Here is a 14,774-nt window from a genome sequence, read left to right as displayed (position 1 = left end):
TCGTCAATGTCCTCAGCGCGCAGTCGAGAGGAGCGCCGCAGCAGATGCCGGGCGATATCGCTACATCCGCCCTGGCCCGGAGGGTCAACGCCGCGCGCATCCTGGCAAAGCTGCGGGAACGCCCCGCGGAGCGGGCGGAGATGTCCTCCGGCGACTTGATGGATGCCACCGGCATGTCGCGGCCCACCGTGCACGCCGCCGCGCACCACCTCGTCGAGCTCGGCTGGGTCCGGGAGAGCACCGATCGCGTCGATGGGCGCCTGTCCGGGCGCGGCAGGCCATCGAGGGTCTTCTCGTTCGCGGCGACCGCCGGTTATGTCCTGGGCATCGACATCGGCGCACACAGTGTCCGCGTCGTCGTCGCCGATCTGCGCGGAGCCTTTGTCGCCGAGGCGCGGATCGCGTTCGGTGACCCGTCGGTCGGCCCGGAACAGCGCATCATGCGGGTGCGCAAGCTCGCCGTCGAGGTGGTGCGCACCGCCGGGCTGCGCGATGAGCAGGTACTGGCGGTCTGTGTGGGCACCAGCGGTCCCGTCGACGCCGACGGCGTCGTACAGCAGCGCACCGGCATCCCGGGCTTCCTCGGGGTCGACCTCCGCGCCGCGCTGGCCCGGGACTTCTCCGCCCGGGTGTGCGTGGAGAACGACTGCAACCTGGCGCTCATCGGCGAGCGCTGGCGCGGCTGCGCGGGCACCTCCCAGGACGTCGTCTGCCTGCTGGCGGGGGAGCGGCTGGGGGTGGGCATGTGCACCGGCGGCACCCTGGTGCGCGGCCAGGCCAACAGCGCCCGGGACCTCGGTTTCCTGTCCCTGATGGGTGACTACTCCCGCGACGACGGCATCGCGAGATCGGTCCGGGAGCGGGGAGCGTCCCTGGTCGCCAAGGTGGCGGCCCGGGGCGCCCCGCCGCGCCCCGGCACACCGGGCGCCGAGCTGCGCACCCTGACCGACGCGGACCCGCGCCGCGTGAGCGCGAGGGATGTCTTCGAAGCCGTCCGCCGGGGCGACCTCGGCGCCGCCGGTGCCCTGGAGGAGGGGCTGGAGGCGGCCGCCCGCGCGATCGCCACGCTGACGATGCTGCTCGCCCCCGAACTGGTGGTGGTCACCGGTGCCGTGGCGGGAGCGGGAGACGTGCTGCTGCCGCCGCTGCGGCGCCGGCTGACCGACCTCGTCCCGCGCGTCCCCCGTGTCGAAGCCTCGCCGTTGCGCGAGCACGCCGTGGTCACCGGTGCCGTACGCCTCGCCCTCGACACGGCCGAGACGGACTACCTCGACCCACTCGCCCCCGCCCCCAGGGCGGCCTGACGTCCTGCCGAATGCCCCACCGGCCACCTCCGCGTCCGTCCCGGCCGGCCGCATACGCGGCCACACGAGGACGGCGATGAGGGCCGTCGGGGTTCTGACCGATGATGAACTACCAGAGAGCGTGAACCGCATGAAAACCGCGATGCCGAAGAAGACGGCTGCCGGCTGGATCGCCGGCGTATGTGTGCTGCTGGCCGCGGCGCCGGCCCTCACCGGGTGTTCGACGGACTCGGACTCCTCGAAGCCGAAGGGGAAGGACGGCTCGGCCTCGGCCGCCCCGTCCGCCTCGACCGGCACGACCGCCGAACCCACCCCCTCCCCGACCGGGCGGCCCGGTCCCGGCGGTCGGTCCACGGTGCAGGAGGCGGTGGCCACCTGGGTCGCCGCGGTCGTACAGGACCAGCCCAAGAAGGCGTGCCTGGTCATGGCGACATCGGCCGACGGCGGCTCTCCCGCGAAGCCCAACACGGCGGCGATGTGCGGCGGCGACACCCCGCAGGCCCGGCAGATGAAGCAGCAAGTACACCGCCTGCACGCCTCGTTCGCCCCCGATCAGCCGAAGAATCCCCCGACGGTGAAGGTGGCGAAGGTCCCGGTCGCGGACCAGAAGGCGACGGTCGACGGTGAGCAGATCACCGTGGACGGCCAGACGTTGAAGGCCATCGTCCTGTCGAACTCCACCGGGGTGAAGGAGGACGAGATCGGTGTCAGGGTCGAGGCCGCCGTCGTGGGCGGTCGCTGGTATGTGACGGATCTGGGTCTTTCCGTCGGCTGACACGGCGATGGCGGCCGCGGGAACCGGGGGATCCCGCGGCGGGCTCACCCGGCGGGACCCTTGACCTCCCTGGGTTTTGGTTGCAAGGTCACTCCAGCGTAGTTAAATAAACTACTCTAATTTAAAGGGGTGGGAGAGGCTGCGGTGCGGCGCGGACTGCCCCGACGCCGCCTGCTCCCACCTCTTCCCCGACCTCGCCGACCATCACGCGGGCACGCGGCTCGTGTGGTCAACCGACCGGTAGGAGTCAGCGTGACCGGACAACGTGGTCAGCCAGCCCGCCGCACGGTCCTCGCCGCGGGACTCCTGCTCGGCACGGGCCCGTTGAACACCGCCTGCCGCAGTGCCGTCGCGGAACAGCAGGGGTCCGGGGGCGGGCCGCGCCACGGCGGCACCCTGCATATGGTCCAGGGCACGGACATCCTCCCCGCGTTCCTGCTGTCACAGATCAATCCGAACTTCTCGGTGAGCCGCACGGTCTTCAACACCTTGACCGAGCTGGACCACAGGACTCTGCGGCCCAGGCCGTCGCTCGCGAAGAGCTGGCGGGTGACGGACGGCGGACGGACCCATGTCTTCCAGCTCCGTGACGACGTGAGGTTCCACTCGGGCCGCCCCTTCGGACCGGACGACGTCGTGTTCGTCCTGGACCACCTGACCAAGGACACCACCTCCTCCCAGGTCAAGTCCGTGGCTCAGCAGGTCACCTCCGCCGAGCGGACCGGCGATCACGAAGTCACCGTGGGCTTCGGCAAGGCCGTCAGCAATGTGTGGGACATGTTCGAGATGATGGTCATGATCGACCGGGAGTCGGTGACCGATCTCGCCTCGGGACGGGAGATCATCGGCACCGGGCCGTTCACCGTCGAGTCCTACAAGCCGGGCTCGTCGATCTCGCTGAAACGCAACCGCCACTACTGGAAACCCGGCCGTCCCTACCTCGACGGCATAGAGATCGCGATCGCCGCGCAGTCGTCCACCGCCGTGGCCTCCCTGCGCTCCGGCCAGACACATCTGGCCCTCGACCTCTCGCCGCTCGACGCCGCCGGCATCCGCGACCGGCCGGGGTTCCGCCTGGTGCAGTCGGATGCCCACGATCTCACCTATTACATCGGGGCCAACGTCAAGGTGCCCCCGCTGGACAAGGTCGAGGTGCGGCAGGCAGTGGCCTGGGCGGTGGACCGGCAGCGGGTGCTCGCCCAGGCCCTGGGCGGGATCGGCCGACCGAGCAGCCTGCCGTGGTCACCGGCCTCGGCCGCCTGGGACCCCGATCGGGCAGCGGCCTACACCCTCGACCCGGAGAAGGCGAAACGTCTGCTGCGACAGGCCGGCGCGGCCGGCGCCACGGTCGACCTGTACTACAGCAACACGCTGGCGACCAACGCCGCGATCGCCCAGATCGTGCAGGCGAACCTCGAGGACATCGGCCTCACCTGCCGACTGCGACCCAAGCAGGACGCCGAGTACCAGAAGCTGTTCGTCAGCGGGAAGATCCCCGGCCTGTTCGTCAACGGCCACGGCTTCGGGCAACTGACGCCGTCGACCCTCGTCAAAGGCGCTTGGCCCTTCAATGCCCAGCAGAACGCCTCCAACTTCCGCGATCCCGAGTACAGCCGCCTGGCCGAAGAGATCTGGACCGGCAAGGGAGACGCGCTGACCGCCGCGTACCGCGACCTCAACGAGCTGCTCCTCAGGGAGCAGTTCGTCATCGACCTGATCAACAGCACCCATACCTATGCCATTCAGGCCTCGCTCCAGGGTCTGGCCTGGACCATGTACGACGGCATCGACCTCGACAATGCCTATCTGGCATGAGGAGGACCCCATGCTCCGCTACGCCCTCCGGCGTGTCCCCTCGGCCCTGCTCGTACTGGCCATCGCGTCGGTCGTGGTCTTCGGCGTTCTCCACCTGGCGCCCGGCGACCCCGCCGTGCTCGCCGCGGGCCCGGACGCCTCCGCCAGGACCGTGGCCGTGGTCCGGCACCAGCTGGGACTGGACGCTTCGCTGCCCCGGCAGTATCTCTCCTGGCTCGGCGGGGTGCTGACGGGCGACCTCGGCGACTCCTATGTCCGCGGAGTGCCTGTCGCCACCCTGATCGGCAACGGCCTCGGCAACACGCTCGAACTCACCCTCGGCGCCATCGTCCTGGCGGTCCTGCTCGGCGGCCCGGCCGGTCTTGTGCTCGGCGTGGCCAAAGGCCGCCTCATCCGCGGCGCGACCGCCGCCGCGACGGCACTGGCCTTCGCGATACCGCCCTACGTCAGCGGAGTGCTCCTGGTGATGGTGTTCGCCATCACCCATCGCATCCTGCCCGCGGGCGGCCACATCTCCCTGACCGCGGACCCGGAGCTCGGTGTGCAGTACCTGATCATGCCCGCCCTCGCCCTGGCCCTGCCCGCCGCCGCCGTACTGGCCCGCTTCCTGTCGACTTCCATCCGGCGGGTCTTCGACGAGGACTACATCCGCATCGGCACGGCGAAAGGACTGCGACGGCGCCGGATCGTCCTGTGCCACGCCCTTCCGAACGCCCTGCCGCCGGTGCTCACCGTCCTCGGCATCCAGATCGGCCAGATGCTCGGCGGGGCGATCGTGGTGGAGGCCATCTTCGCCTGGCCGGGCGTGGGCCAGCTCATCATCGACTCTCTCAAGAGCAGCGACTACTTCGTCGTGCAGAATCTGCTGCTCATCACGGTCACGGTGTTCGTCGTCCTGCAGACCCTCACCGATCTGCTGCACGCGGCCGTCGATCCCCGGCTCAGGATGGAGCGAGCATGACCACCACCACCGAGGCACCGCCGACGGCCACCGTCGCCGTCCGTGGCGGAGACCGGTCGCGCCTGCTGCGCCGCCCGGTGCTGAGCATGGGGCTCGGACTCGTCGTCGTGCTCGTCCTGGCCGGTGTGCTGGCCCCGCTGCTGGCACCCGCCTCGCCGACCCAACAAGGGCCGCTCGCCCTCGCCGATCCGTCGTCCGCCCACCCGCTCGGCACCGACGAATACGGCCGCGACCTGTTCTCCCGGGTGCTGTACGGGCTGCGCCAGGACGTGTTCGCCACCGTGATAGCCGTCCCGATCGGTGCCCTCACCGGGATCCTCATCGGCCTCGCGAGCGGACTGGCCCGGTGGCTCGACACCGTCGTCCAGCGGGCGTTCGACGTCATGCTGTCGTTCACCGCGCTCGTCGCGGGCGTCACGGTCGCCATGCTCATCGGCTCCGGACGCACCGCCGTCATGGTGACCATCGCCCTGGTCAATGTGCCGCTGTTCGGCCGGCTCATCCGGTCCTCGGTCGTCAGCGAGTGGCAGCGCGATTATGTCGTGGCGGCCGCGGCCATCGGCTCGGGCCGGGTGCGGATCCTGCTGCGCCACATCCTGCCCAACGGCCTCGACCCGCTGATCGTCCAGTTCGCCCTGTCGATGTCGACCGCCGTCTTCATCGAGGGCGGCATGAGTTACGTCGGGATCGGCATTCCCCCGCCGGCCCCCTCCTTGGGGTCGCTGCTGCAGGGAAGCATGAACTTCCTCGCACAGAACCCCTGGTACGCCATCGGCCCGATGGCCGCCGTCACCCTTCTCGTACTGGGATTCCAGCTCGTGGCCGACGGTCTCACCGCGAGCCTGCTGCGCCGCTGAACCGAAGCGGGGCCCCGATAGCGGCACAGCGGGCGGAAGGCTAGCTCGACGAGGGCGGTGGGAAGCGCAGAAGCGTGACCGAGTGTGCCGGGAACGTCCAGGTCAGGGAGGCGCCGTGAGCCGTGGCCTGCGACTTTTCGATGGTGACGGCGTCGGGGTGTTCGGCGTCGCGGGATACGCGTCGGCTTCGCGCTCCCCTCCGAAGAAGAGGGCGCCGCATTCGGAGACGGCGATGTACGCGTCGTCCTTGCCGTGTTTGCGCACCTGCGCGGTGAGGTCGGAGACCATCGTGGCGGCGGCCGCGTCGCCGAGCATCTGGTAGTCGTGTCCGGCCCGCTTGTCGGGGAAGCTCGTGGCCTTGAGGTCCCGGGAGAAGTTGGTGTACGGGTGGATGGCCATGCCGTCGTACTTGTCCGCGTGGCCGTGCTCGGCCATGAGTTCCGGGAAGCTCTTGCCGCCCGCCAGCTTCCCGTCCTCGATGGGCGCCCAGATGGCGAGCACCTCGATGGTGGGATCGACCGCCTTCATCTTCGTGTAGTAGTCGACGAAACCGGCGTGTGGTCCGGAGTCGTAATCGGCGGTGATCTTCGAGCCCTTCCGGGGGACCTCTCCGTGGTGCCCGTCGCCGAAGCGGATCCTGCCGCTGCGCGGGTCGAAGGCGTAGACGCGGTCGTCCGCTCCGGCCGAGGCGAGATCGGCGACCTCGCGCCAAATGTCCTTGTCGACGCGGATGGTCTGGCTCTTGGGCACGACGGGTGGGTACCAGACGGTGAAGCCCTGGTTCGGCTGGCCATTGCTGACCGCGGCGGCGGGACGATCTTCGTTTCCGTGGGCACGGGACGGTAGGAGACGGCCTTGTGGGCTTCCTGTGAGGTGATCCGCCGGACCCCGACCGGTTCGGGTGTGGAAAGTTACCTCTCACTGAGAGGTAAAGTGGGGACATGGCCACAGAGGAGTTCCCCGATTCGTTCGCCGATGTGCTGGGCGGCGTCCAGCGGCTGATCCGGCGGCGGCTGCGGGCCGGGATGACGGAGCCGCGGCTGCGCGGTGCCCAGGTGGAGCTGTTGCGGCTGGTCATGGCCCAGCCCGGGATCCGGGTGTCGGCCGCGGCCAAGGAGCTCTATCTCGCGGGAAACTCGGTCTCCACCCTGGTCAACCAGCTGGTGAAGGCGGGCTATCTGCACCGCGAGACCGATCCCGAGGACCGGCGCTCCGCACGGCTGACGACCACTCCCGCCGCCGAGACCCGGCTGCGGGAGTGGCAGGCACGGCGCGGCGCGCTGGTCCGTGAGCAGGTGGCGCGGCTGTCCGAGAGCGATCGGGCGGCGCTGGCCGCGGCCGTTCCGGCGCTGCGCCGGCTGGCCGAGAACCTTCATGAGGAGGTGGATGGGATATGACCGACGCCTCGGAGAGCACGTCTCCGGTCGCGCTCGTCTGCGAGGGTCTGAGGTACGCGTTCGGGGAGACCAAGGCGGTCGACGACCTGGAGCTGTCGGTCCGGGCGGGCGAGGTCTTCGGGCTGCTCGGACCCAACGGAGCGGGCAAGACCACCGCGATCCGCTGCATCACCACACTGCTGCCGGTCCCCGCCGGGATGGTGCGGGTGTTCGGGCACGACGCCGCGAAGGAGCGGATGGCGGTCCGCCGGCTGCTGGGTTACGTACCGCAGCAGCTGTCCGCCGACGCCGGACTCACCGGCCGGGAGAACGTGGAGCTGTTCGCCCGCGTCTTCGACGTCACCCGCCGGGAGCGGGCCGACCGCGTGGCGCGGGTGCTGGAGGCGGTGGACCTCACCCCGGCGGCCGACAGGCTCGCCAAAACGTACTCCGGAGGCATGGTCCGCCGCCTCGAACTGGCCCAGGCCCTGGTCAGCGCGCCCCGGCTGCTGATGCTGGACGAGCCGACGATCGGCCTGGACCCGATCGCCCGGACCAGCGTGTGGGAGCACATCAACGCGGTACGGGCGGCCACCGGGATGACCGTGCTGGTCACCACGCACTACATGGACGAGGCCGACCAGTACTGCGACCGGGTCGCGCTGATGCACCGCGGCCGGATCCACGCACTCGGCACGCCCGGCGAGCTCCGCTCCGAGCTGGCCGGCCGCCGCCGGGCGGAGGGCGAGACCGACCCGAAGCCGACTCTGGAGGACGTCTTCCGGGACGTCGCCGGAAGTGGCCTCGACGAGCAGGGAGGAGATTTCCGCGATGTCCGAAGCACCCGTCGCACCGCGTCCCGGGTCGGCTGATGCCGCCGGGCTCGTCCCGGACGGACGGCCCGATCCGCTGCTGACCCCGCCGCGCGCCCGCACCGGCTGGCGGGTGCTGCCCGCGCGGGTCGTCGCGATGTGCGTGGTCGAGCTGCAGAAGCTGCGGCACGACCGCACCGAGTTGTACACCCGGGCCGTCCAGCCCGCCCTCTGGCTGCTGATCTTCGGCGAGACGTTCACCCGGCTCAAGGCCATACCGACCGGCGGCACGCCGTACATCGACTATCTCGCGCCCGGCATCATCGCCCAGTCCGCGATGTTCATCGCCATCTTCTACGGCATCCAGATCATCTGGGAGCGGGACGCCGGCATCCTCACCAAACTGCTGGTCACCCCCACCCCGCGAGCCGCCCTGATCACCGGCAAGGCATTCGCCTCCGGGGTGAAGGCGCTGATCCAGGCGGTCGTGGTGATCGTCATCGCGGCGCTGCTCGGGGTCGCGCTGACCTGGAATCCGCTGCGGCTCCTCGGGGTGGCCGTCGCGGTGATCCTGGGCTCGGCCTTCTTCTCCTGCCTGTCGATGACCATCGCCGGGATCGTGCTGACCCGCGACCGGCTGATGGGCATCGGGCAGGCCATCACCATGCCGCTGTTCTTCGGCTCCAACGCGCTGTACCCGGTGGCCCTCATGCCCGGCTGGCTCCAGGCCGTCAGCACCGCCAATCCGCTGAGCTACCAGGTCGACGCGTTGCGCGGACTACTGCTTGGCACCCCGCACCATCTCGCACTCGACTACGCCGTCCTGCTCCTGGCCGCCGCGGCCGGTATCACGGCGGCCTCCTCCCTGCTGGGGCGGCTGGCGCGCTGACCAAAGGCGGACTGAACGCGGTCATCAGGGAGCTGGCGATCGACTATGCGCCCCGTGGCATTCGGGTCAACACCGTCGCGTTGGGCACGTGGACGGTGGCCAGAGCGCTGGACACTGAGTCAGCCGGTGACCCCGGCCCCACTCGGACATCGGGGGCGACGGCCGCCACACGTCCCGTGGTCGAGCCGACGTCTCGTGACCCCCTGGGGGATGGCGTGGTCAGACCGTGGTTGCCGTGGTCGTGAGCAGGTCGAGGGAGGTCTGCCACAGGCGGGCCGCGTGGCGAGCGTCCAGTGCGTGGGCGGCCACTCCGCGCCGGACACCGGGCTGGTGGGGTCCGGCCTCGTTGCAGTCCTCGAAGTACCGGCCGGTCACGCCCTCGGTCAGCGGGGAGGCGGCGAGCAGCACGGAGGTCGCGGCCCCCTTCTCGATGTTCTTCCAGGACACGTCGGTGCTGGTGGGGTCGAACGAGGCGGGGCTGTGGGAGATGTCCCCGATGTGGCGGCCGAGCCGGGTGCTCGACCCGGACCCTGCTCGCCGAGGCGATCGACCACCTGCTGTCGCCCGGCGAGGGCCGGTCGGCGGCGCGGCCGGAGGCCGACGCCCAGGACGTGCTGATGGCCCTCGGCGGGATCAGCCTCATGGCCGCCGGCGAGGACCAGCGTGAGCTGGCCACCCGGCTCATCGACCTGCTGCTGCGCGGCGTCGTGAGGAGCTGACACGGTCGGCCCTGCCGAGACGATGGAAGCCCTTTGGAACTCGTCGCCCGACGGCCGAGATACGACGCGCTGTGTCCACATCCGGACTGCCAAGATGAGCGAATGATCTATCCAGCCGATATAGACCGGTCGACTGCGAATCAGACACGGCTGTTACTGATCGAGGACGACCGGGAAACCGCAGACATGCTGGCCGAATTGTTCAGCTCAGAGGGTTACGACGTCGAGGTGGCATTCGACGGCCATCGGGGGCTTCATCTCGGGCTCAGCCGACGACATCAGGTGATGGTGGTCGATCGTATGCTTCCGGGTATCGAGGGCCTGGACCTGGTGAAACGATTACGGCGGGTCGGTGTGACCACGCGGGTCCTGGTACTGACCGCGCTGGGCGAACTCGGCGAGCGGGTCGCCGGCCTCGATTCGGGCGCGGACGACTATCTGGTCAAGCCCTTCGAAGTGGACGAACTGCTGGCCAGGGTGCGGGCGTTGCACCGGCGCGACCTCTCGGGCGCCGAAATCCTTCCGCTCGGCGACGGAGAGCTGGACCTGCGGCGCCGCGAGGTCCGCCTTGCCGACGGCACGGGCATCGAGCTGTCCTTGCGGGAATTCGGCCTGCTCCACGCGCTCGCCGAAGGCCCCAAGATCGTGCACGACCGTTCACACCTTCGCGAGCGGGTGTTTCCCGACACCTCTGCGGAGTCCATTGTCGACACCTATGTCTACTACCTGCGGCGGAAACTGGGCCGGGACGTCGTCCGCACCGTGCGCGGGCGCGGCTATCAGATGGGGACGCTGTGAATTCGATTCCGATCCGTTTCCCGCGTCGCACGGCGCCCGGCCCCGAGCAGCGGAGACTCTCCTCCGCCCAGTGGACGATAACCCGGCGCATCTCGCTGGTGATGTCGGTGATCATGCTGATCATCGGGGTCATCGTCTATGGCGTCATGCTGTTCGCCCAACGTGCCGACGCGGAGCGCGAAACCCAGTGGGGGATCGACCACAACACCATCGACAGCCCGCCGGTGTGCGTGTGGATGACCGTGGAGCGGGACGGAGTGATCAGCAGCACCCCCGGCACCCCCGCCGGGCTCCCCGTGAGAGCCAGCCTGGCCGCGGTCCGCGCGGGCGCTCCCGCGATGCTGGAACGGGTGAAGCGAGGTGGCGAGGAGTACACGGTGCGCACCGCGTGGCGTGGCGCGGAGGTCGTCCAGGCAGCTTACGGCGAACGGTTCCAGCGTGCCGACCGCAACCATCTGCTGCTCGCCTTCGCGGCGGCCGAGGCGGTCGGTCTGCTGCTCGTCGCCCTCGCCAGCGGCATGCTCGCGCGACGGGCGATGCGGCCGCTCTCCGAGGCACTGGACCGGCAGCGGCGGTTCGTCGCGGACGCCAGTCATGAACTGCGCACACCACTGACCCAGTTGCACACCCGCGCCCAGTTGCTGGTCCGGCGCTCCGGCACGGCCACCCCGCAGCAGCTCGCCACCGACCTGCGGCGCCTGGTGACCGGAACGCGGCAGCTCGGCGACGTCATAGACGACCTGCTGCTCTCCGCGCGGCTGTCCCAGTCGCCGGGATCCCGCGAGCCGGTCGACCTGGCCACGCTCGCCGAGGAGGCGGTGTCCGCCGAGGATGCCCGGGCCCAGACGATGCGGCTGACCGTGGGGCTTCGGTGCGGGCCGGGGCGGCATGTGGTGATGGGCACCACGTCGGCGTTGCGCCGGGTGATCGCCGCGCTGGTCGACAACGCGATGGGGCACACTCCGCCCGGTGGGGAGGTCGTGGTGTCCGTGGACGCCCCGCTTCCCGGCATCGTGTCGCTGTCCGTACGCGACACCGGCGTGGGGTTCGCACCGGAGGAGGCCACCCGCATGTTCGAGCGGTTCGCCAGGGGGGCCGCCGGCCGTGGCAGACGGTTCGGGCTCGGACTGGCACTGGCCCGTGAGGTGGTCGAAAGCCATGGCGGGCGGATCACCGCCGGTGGACGGCCGGGGCAGGGTGCGCTGTTCACCGTGGAGCTGCCGGCGGCGCGGGCGGGGGAGACCATTCCGCGGCAACGGACGATCGCCTCGTGCCTCTCCGCGGGAGGCGGACGGCCGGATGTTTCCGGGCACTGACGCGAAGGTCGGGCAGCCCGAGGACATATCGGTGCCAGGGCCGGTTCATGAGGCCTGCGGCCGACGCCAGTCGAGGGCACCGCTGTCGAGATCTTCGGCGAGCCCGGCCAGCGGCGACTCGGCGTCCCACACCAGCCGTGTCCGGCGCCACAGCCGGCCGTTCGCCAGCCGCTTCAGCGCGACCCCCGGGCAGTGGTCGCCCGGCGCGAAGAAGGCCCCGATCGCGTTCCCGGCGCTCACGATGGCCGACGCGGTCGTCTGGTCGGCGCCGAAATACCGGAACCGAGGGGTGAACCCCGCACGCTCACACGCGATCCTCAGGCTCAGGCCGAGACCGTCGGAGCGGTCGCCGGGGGCGACCCAGGTGTCCTCGGCCAGTTCTTCCAGGGTGATCAGCTGCCGATGGGCCAGCCGGTGGCCGGGGGAGAGGCCGATCAGCACCGGTTCGGTATCGAGGTCGCGGACGGTGAACTCGCGCACCGGGGGCGGCACGACATCCGGGAACTCACTGACGACCGCGAGCGCGATCTTCTCGGTGCGCAGCAACTCCAGCACGGCCTGGGAGGAGGGTTCCAGATAGGTCAGCTGTTCATGGTGCGGCAGCCGCTCCCGGATGAGTACGGCGATCAGCGGCACCCAGGGGTTGTCCACTCCGCCCAGCCCGACGGCCTGCGGCGGTTCGGCCGGCTGGGCCAGTGTCCGTGCCGTGGCGAGCAGATCACCGAACTCGTCGAGCAACTGCCGTGCTCTGCCCAGGACATGGACGCCGAGCTCGGTCGGCTCGACACCGTGCGGGCGGCGGCGGAACAGCGGCCCGCCGAATTCCTGCTCAATGCGTCTGAGCTGGGTGGACAGGCCGGATTGGGCGATCTGCAAAGTGGCGGCCGCATGGCTGATGCTGCCCGACTCAGCCACGGTGAGCACGATCCGAAGATGGCGCAGCCCCATGTCCACTTCCTGCCTCCGTCGTTGATGGTCGCGGCCGGAAATATCCGATGACGAGAACGGCACCGGCCACGGACAGCAGCGTCGTCCACGCGGCGGTGACGTACATGGCGTGCAGATAGGCCCGGTTCGCGGCGGCGAGGAGGTCGGGGCGGCTCAGCGACCGCGCCACCGCCCGGGCGGCCTCCGCCGAGTCCAGGGCCGTCTCCCGTGGCCCGGGAGGCAGATCGGTGAGCGAGGGCCGGATGGCCCCGCGGTAGGCGGTGGCGAGCACCGAGCCGAGCACCGCGACCCCGAGGGTGCTGCCCACCGGCCGGGCGGCGGCGTTGATCGCCGCACCGGCGCCGGTGTATCGCGCGGGCAGGGAGGCCATCATCTCCGCCGTCATCGGCGCCACCACCAGGCCGATACCGGCGCCCTGCGCGAAGAGCACCCCGGCGATCCAGGCCACCGGGGTGCCCGCATCGAAGAACACATAGCCGCCGAAGGTGACGCTGGACAGGAGTATCCCGGCGACCGCGCACCAGCGGACGGTCAGCCGCCGGGACAGCGCCGGGGATATCTGGTTGCCGAGCACGATGCCGCCCGCGGCGGCCGACATCACGGCCCCGGCGGCCAGCGTCGACAGCCCGTGCACCCCCTGCAGATAGAAGGCGCAGTAGAAGAGCTGCCCCGCCAGGCCGAAGAAGAGCAACAGCAGGGTCACCGTGCCGCCCGCGAAGCGCGGCTCGGCGAACAGGCGCACATCGAAACCCGGCGCGGCTCGGCGGCTCTGCGACCTCACGTACGCCGCCAGCAGGGCGAGACCGACCGCCAGCGGCAGCAGCGTGGCCGGGCTCGACCAGCCGGCCGGGCGGCCGCCCCGGATGACGCCGTACACCACAAGACCCAGCCCCAGTACGGACAGCGCCAGGCCCAGTGGGTCGAGCACCCTGCGCTCGGCGTAGCGCAGCCCGGGCACCAGGAGCCACACGCCGAGCAGGCACACCGCCACCACCGGAAGGTTGACCAGGAACACCGAGCCCCACCAGAACCGGGTCAGCAGCGCACCGCCCACCACCGGTCCCAGCGCCACGGCGGCGCCGCCCGCGGAGGCCCAGACCGCGATCGCCCGCGTCCGGTCGGCCGGTGCGCCGGCGCGGGTGACGATCGCCAGCGTCGCCGGGGTGATCAGCGCCCCGCCCGCGCCCATGACACCACGGGTGACGGTCAGCTCCGTGGCCCCGGCCGAGAACGCGGCCAGTGTGGAGGCGCCGGCCAGCACCACCAGCCCGGTGACCAGGATGCGCCGCGGCCCGTAGCGGTCGGCGAGCGCGCCTCCGGCGAAGCTGCCCGCGGCGAAGACCAGCGAGTACGAGGCGTTGGCCCACGCCAGGTCGGCGGAGCTCGCCCCGAGCCCGTGCACCGGATCGGCGAGGGTTTCCATCGCCACGTTGAGGACCGTGTTGTCCAGCAGGACCAGCGTCTGCGCCAGGACCGCCACGGCCACGGTCCACCACTGCCGGGCGGAGGTGGCCACGCCGCGGCCCTCGCCCCCGGCCGCGAGCGACACCGCGGGCCGGTGGCTCACGGCGCCAGCGCTCGTCTGCCCGCGACCAGGGTCCGGGTGAGCTCCGCGACCCGGTGCCCGAGATGTTCCGCGGTGGCGAGGTCGGACTTGTGCACCGCACCCGATCTGTCGTCCACCGCGGACTGCGCCGCGGCGCCCTGGAAGAAACCGAGCCGGTTCAGGTCGAACTCGCTGCCGGAGGAGGAATTCCACCCGGGAGGCAGGCCGAGGCTGGCCCAGAGCATGCCGTGCTGTGCGGCGAGAGTGGCGAAATAGCCCAGGGTGCCGGCCTTGTCTCCGGCCATCGAGCCGGAGTTGGTGAAACCCGCCGCCAGCTTGTCCTGCCAGCGGCGGGTGAGCCAGCGCCGGGCGCTCGCCTCCGCGAAGGCGTGGAACGCCGACGAGGCCGTGCCCATATAGGTCGGCGCACCGAAGACGATGGCGTCGGCATCGTCGAGCCGATGCCATTCCTGATCGGTGATCCGGTCGACCCGGATGGCGGCGACCTCGGTGTGCGGGACCCGGCTCGCCCCGGCTCGTACGGCCTCCGCCAGCCTGGCGGTGTGACCACGTCCGCCGTGACAGGCGATCGAGATGCGTACCGGATCGGTCAAGGCGGTCACAACAGCCTCCTCGAAAACGCGGTTTTCGGGCTCCG

Annotated in this window: 15 protein-coding genes; 10 read left to right on the top strand and 5 right to left on the bottom strand. The window is 70.7% G+C overall.

Going from position 1 to position 14,774, the window contains the following annotated elements; translation table 11 throughout:
• The first annotated feature begins 44 nt into the window (after positions 1-44).
• From J8403_RS01885 to J8403_RS01865, 5 genes are all read left to right on the top strand, one after another.
• The gene (locus tag J8403_RS01885) at positions 45-1,304 is read left to right on the top strand and encodes an ROK family transcriptional regulator (RefSeq protein ID WP_211121516.1); all 1,260 of its coding nucleotides are present in this window, start codon (positions 45-47) and stop codon (positions 1,302-1,304) included.
• Between the two features lie 130 nt (positions 1,305-1,434).
• On the top strand, positions 1,435-2,079 hold the full coding sequence (locus J8403_RS01880; protein ID WP_211121515.1) for a hypothetical protein: 645 nt from the start codon (positions 1,435-1,437) through the stop codon (positions 2,077-2,079).
• 252 nt (positions 2,080-2,331) lie between these two features.
• Positions 2,332-3,894: an ABC transporter substrate-binding protein gene (locus J8403_RS01875; protein ID WP_211121514.1), complete on the top strand. Its 1,563-nt coding sequence runs from the start codon at positions 2,332-2,334 to the stop codon at positions 3,892-3,894.
• Between the two features lie 10 nt (positions 3,895-3,904).
• Positions 3,905-4,855, top strand: a complete 951-nt coding sequence (locus tag J8403_RS01870; protein ID WP_211121513.1) for an ABC transporter permease — start codon at positions 3,905-3,907, stop codon at positions 4,853-4,855.
• Entirely contained in the window at positions 4,852-5,712 is an 861-nt protein-coding gene (locus J8403_RS01865) for an ABC transporter permease (protein ID WP_211121512.1), read from the top strand. Before J8403_RS01870 ends, J8403_RS01865 begins: the two co-directional genes overlap by 4 nt.
• A 102-nt stretch (positions 5,713-5,814) precedes the next feature.
• On the opposite strand, the gene J8403_RS01860 is transcribed toward J8403_RS01865, so the two are convergent.
• Positions 5,815-6,462, bottom strand: a complete 648-nt coding sequence (locus J8403_RS01860) for a hypothetical protein (protein WP_211121511.1) — start codon at positions 6,460-6,462, stop codon at positions 5,815-5,817.
• Positions 6,463-6,653: 191 nt separating this feature from the next.
• On the opposite strand from J8403_RS01860, the gene J8403_RS01855 reads away from it, so the two are divergent.
• The 3 genes from J8403_RS01855 to J8403_RS01845 are packed head-to-tail and all read left to right on the top strand — an operon-like array spanning position 6,654 to position 8,789.
• A complete protein-coding gene (locus J8403_RS01855) occupies positions 6,654-7,109 on the top strand; it encodes a MarR family winged helix-turn-helix transcriptional regulator (RefSeq protein WP_211121510.1) in 456 nt (151 codons plus the stop codon).
• The gene (locus J8403_RS01850) at positions 7,106-7,960 is read left to right on the top strand and encodes an ABC transporter ATP-binding protein (protein WP_211121509.1); all 855 of its coding nucleotides are present in this window, start codon (positions 7,106-7,108) and stop codon (positions 7,958-7,960) included. The genes J8403_RS01855 and J8403_RS01850 overlap by 4 nt, the downstream gene beginning before the upstream one ends.
• On the top strand, positions 7,920-8,789 hold the full coding sequence (locus J8403_RS01845; protein ID WP_211121508.1) for an ABC transporter permease: 870 nt from the start codon (positions 7,920-7,922) through the stop codon (positions 8,787-8,789). The genes J8403_RS01850 and J8403_RS01845 overlap by 41 nt, the downstream gene beginning before the upstream one ends.
• Positions 8,790-9,008: 219 nt before the next feature.
• Here the strand turns inward: J8403_RS01845 and J8403_RS01840 are convergent, their stop codons facing one another.
• Positions 9,009-9,236, bottom strand: a complete 228-nt coding sequence (locus tag J8403_RS01840) for a hypothetical protein (protein WP_425519740.1) — start codon at positions 9,234-9,236, stop codon at positions 9,009-9,011.
• A gap of 374 nt (positions 9,237-9,610) precedes the next feature.
• Here J8403_RS01840 and J8403_RS01835 point away from each other — a divergent pair, with 374 nt between their 5' ends.
• Positions 9,611-10,306, top strand: a complete 696-nt coding sequence (locus J8403_RS01835; RefSeq protein WP_211121507.1) for a response regulator transcription factor — start codon at positions 9,611-9,613, stop codon at positions 10,304-10,306.
• Complete coding sequence (locus J8403_RS01830) at positions 10,303-11,622, top strand: sensor histidine kinase (protein WP_211121506.1); 1,320 nt, start codon at positions 10,303-10,305, stop codon at positions 11,620-11,622. The genes J8403_RS01835 and J8403_RS01830 overlap by 4 nt, the downstream gene beginning before the upstream one ends.
• A 45-nt stretch (positions 11,623-11,667) precedes the next feature.
• Here the strand turns inward: J8403_RS01830 and J8403_RS01825 are convergent, their stop codons facing one another.
• Genes J8403_RS01825 through J8403_RS01815 form a run of 3 tightly spaced genes read right to left on the bottom strand, consistent with a single transcriptional unit; the run spans position 11,668 to position 14,730 of the window.
• The gene (locus J8403_RS01825) at positions 11,668-12,546 is read right to left on the bottom strand and encodes a LysR family transcriptional regulator (protein ID WP_211121505.1); all 879 of its coding nucleotides are present in this window, start codon (positions 12,544-12,546) and stop codon (positions 11,668-11,670) included.
• Positions 12,530-14,137 carry an MFS transporter gene (locus tag J8403_RS01820; RefSeq protein WP_246585644.1) on the bottom strand — a complete coding sequence of 536 codons (1,608 nt, stop codon included), beginning with the start codon at positions 14,135-14,137 and terminating at the stop codon, positions 12,530-12,532. The genes J8403_RS01825 and J8403_RS01820 overlap by 17 nt, the downstream gene beginning before the upstream one ends.
• Complete coding sequence (locus tag J8403_RS01815; RefSeq protein WP_211128035.1) at positions 14,134-14,730, bottom strand: flavodoxin family protein; 597 nt, start codon at positions 14,728-14,730, stop codon at positions 14,134-14,136. Before J8403_RS01815 ends, J8403_RS01820 begins: the two co-directional genes overlap by 4 nt.
• Between the last annotated feature and the right edge of the window lie 44 nt (positions 14,731-14,774).

Origin of the sequence: Streptomyces yatensis, assembly GCF_018069625.1 — a bacterium.
In the GTDB taxonomy this organism is placed as follows: domain Bacteria; phylum Actinomycetota; class Actinomycetes; order Streptomycetales; family Streptomycetaceae; genus Streptomyces; species Streptomyces yatensis.
The sequence above is the reverse complement of the archived record's forward strand: the minus strand, read 5'-3'. Positions and strand labels throughout refer to the sequence as shown.

What these genes read in the sequence shown, in the direction of transcription:
- J8403_RS01845 (WP_211121508.1), top strand. Translation starts at nt 7,920, where the DNA reads ATGTCCGAAGCACCCGTCGCACCGCGTCCCGGGTCGGCTGATGCCGCC.
- J8403_RS01855 (WP_211121510.1), top strand. Translation starts at nt 6,654, where the DNA reads ATGGCCACAGAGGAGTTCCCCGATTCGTTCGCCGATGTGCTGGGCGGC.
- J8403_RS01885 (WP_211121516.1), top strand. Translation starts at nt 45, where the DNA reads ATGCCGGGCGATATCGCTACATCCGCCCTGGCCCGGAGGGTCAACGCC.
- J8403_RS01850 (WP_211121509.1), top strand. Translation starts at nt 7,106, where the DNA reads ATGACCGACGCCTCGGAGAGCACGTCTCCGGTCGCGCTCGTCTGCGAG.
- J8403_RS01880 (WP_211121515.1), top strand. Translation starts at nt 1,435, where the DNA reads ATGAAAACCGCGATGCCGAAGAAGACGGCTGCCGGCTGGATCGCCGGC.
- J8403_RS01865 (WP_211121512.1), top strand. Translation starts at nt 4,852, where the DNA reads ATGACCACCACCACCGAGGCACCGCCGACGGCCACCGTCGCCGTCCGT.
- J8403_RS01870 (WP_211121513.1), top strand. Translation starts at nt 3,905, where the DNA reads ATGCTCCGCTACGCCCTCCGGCGTGTCCCCTCGGCCCTGCTCGTACTG.
- J8403_RS01835 (WP_211121507.1), top strand. Translation starts at nt 9,611, where the DNA reads ATGATCTATCCAGCCGATATAGACCGGTCGACTGCGAATCAGACACGG.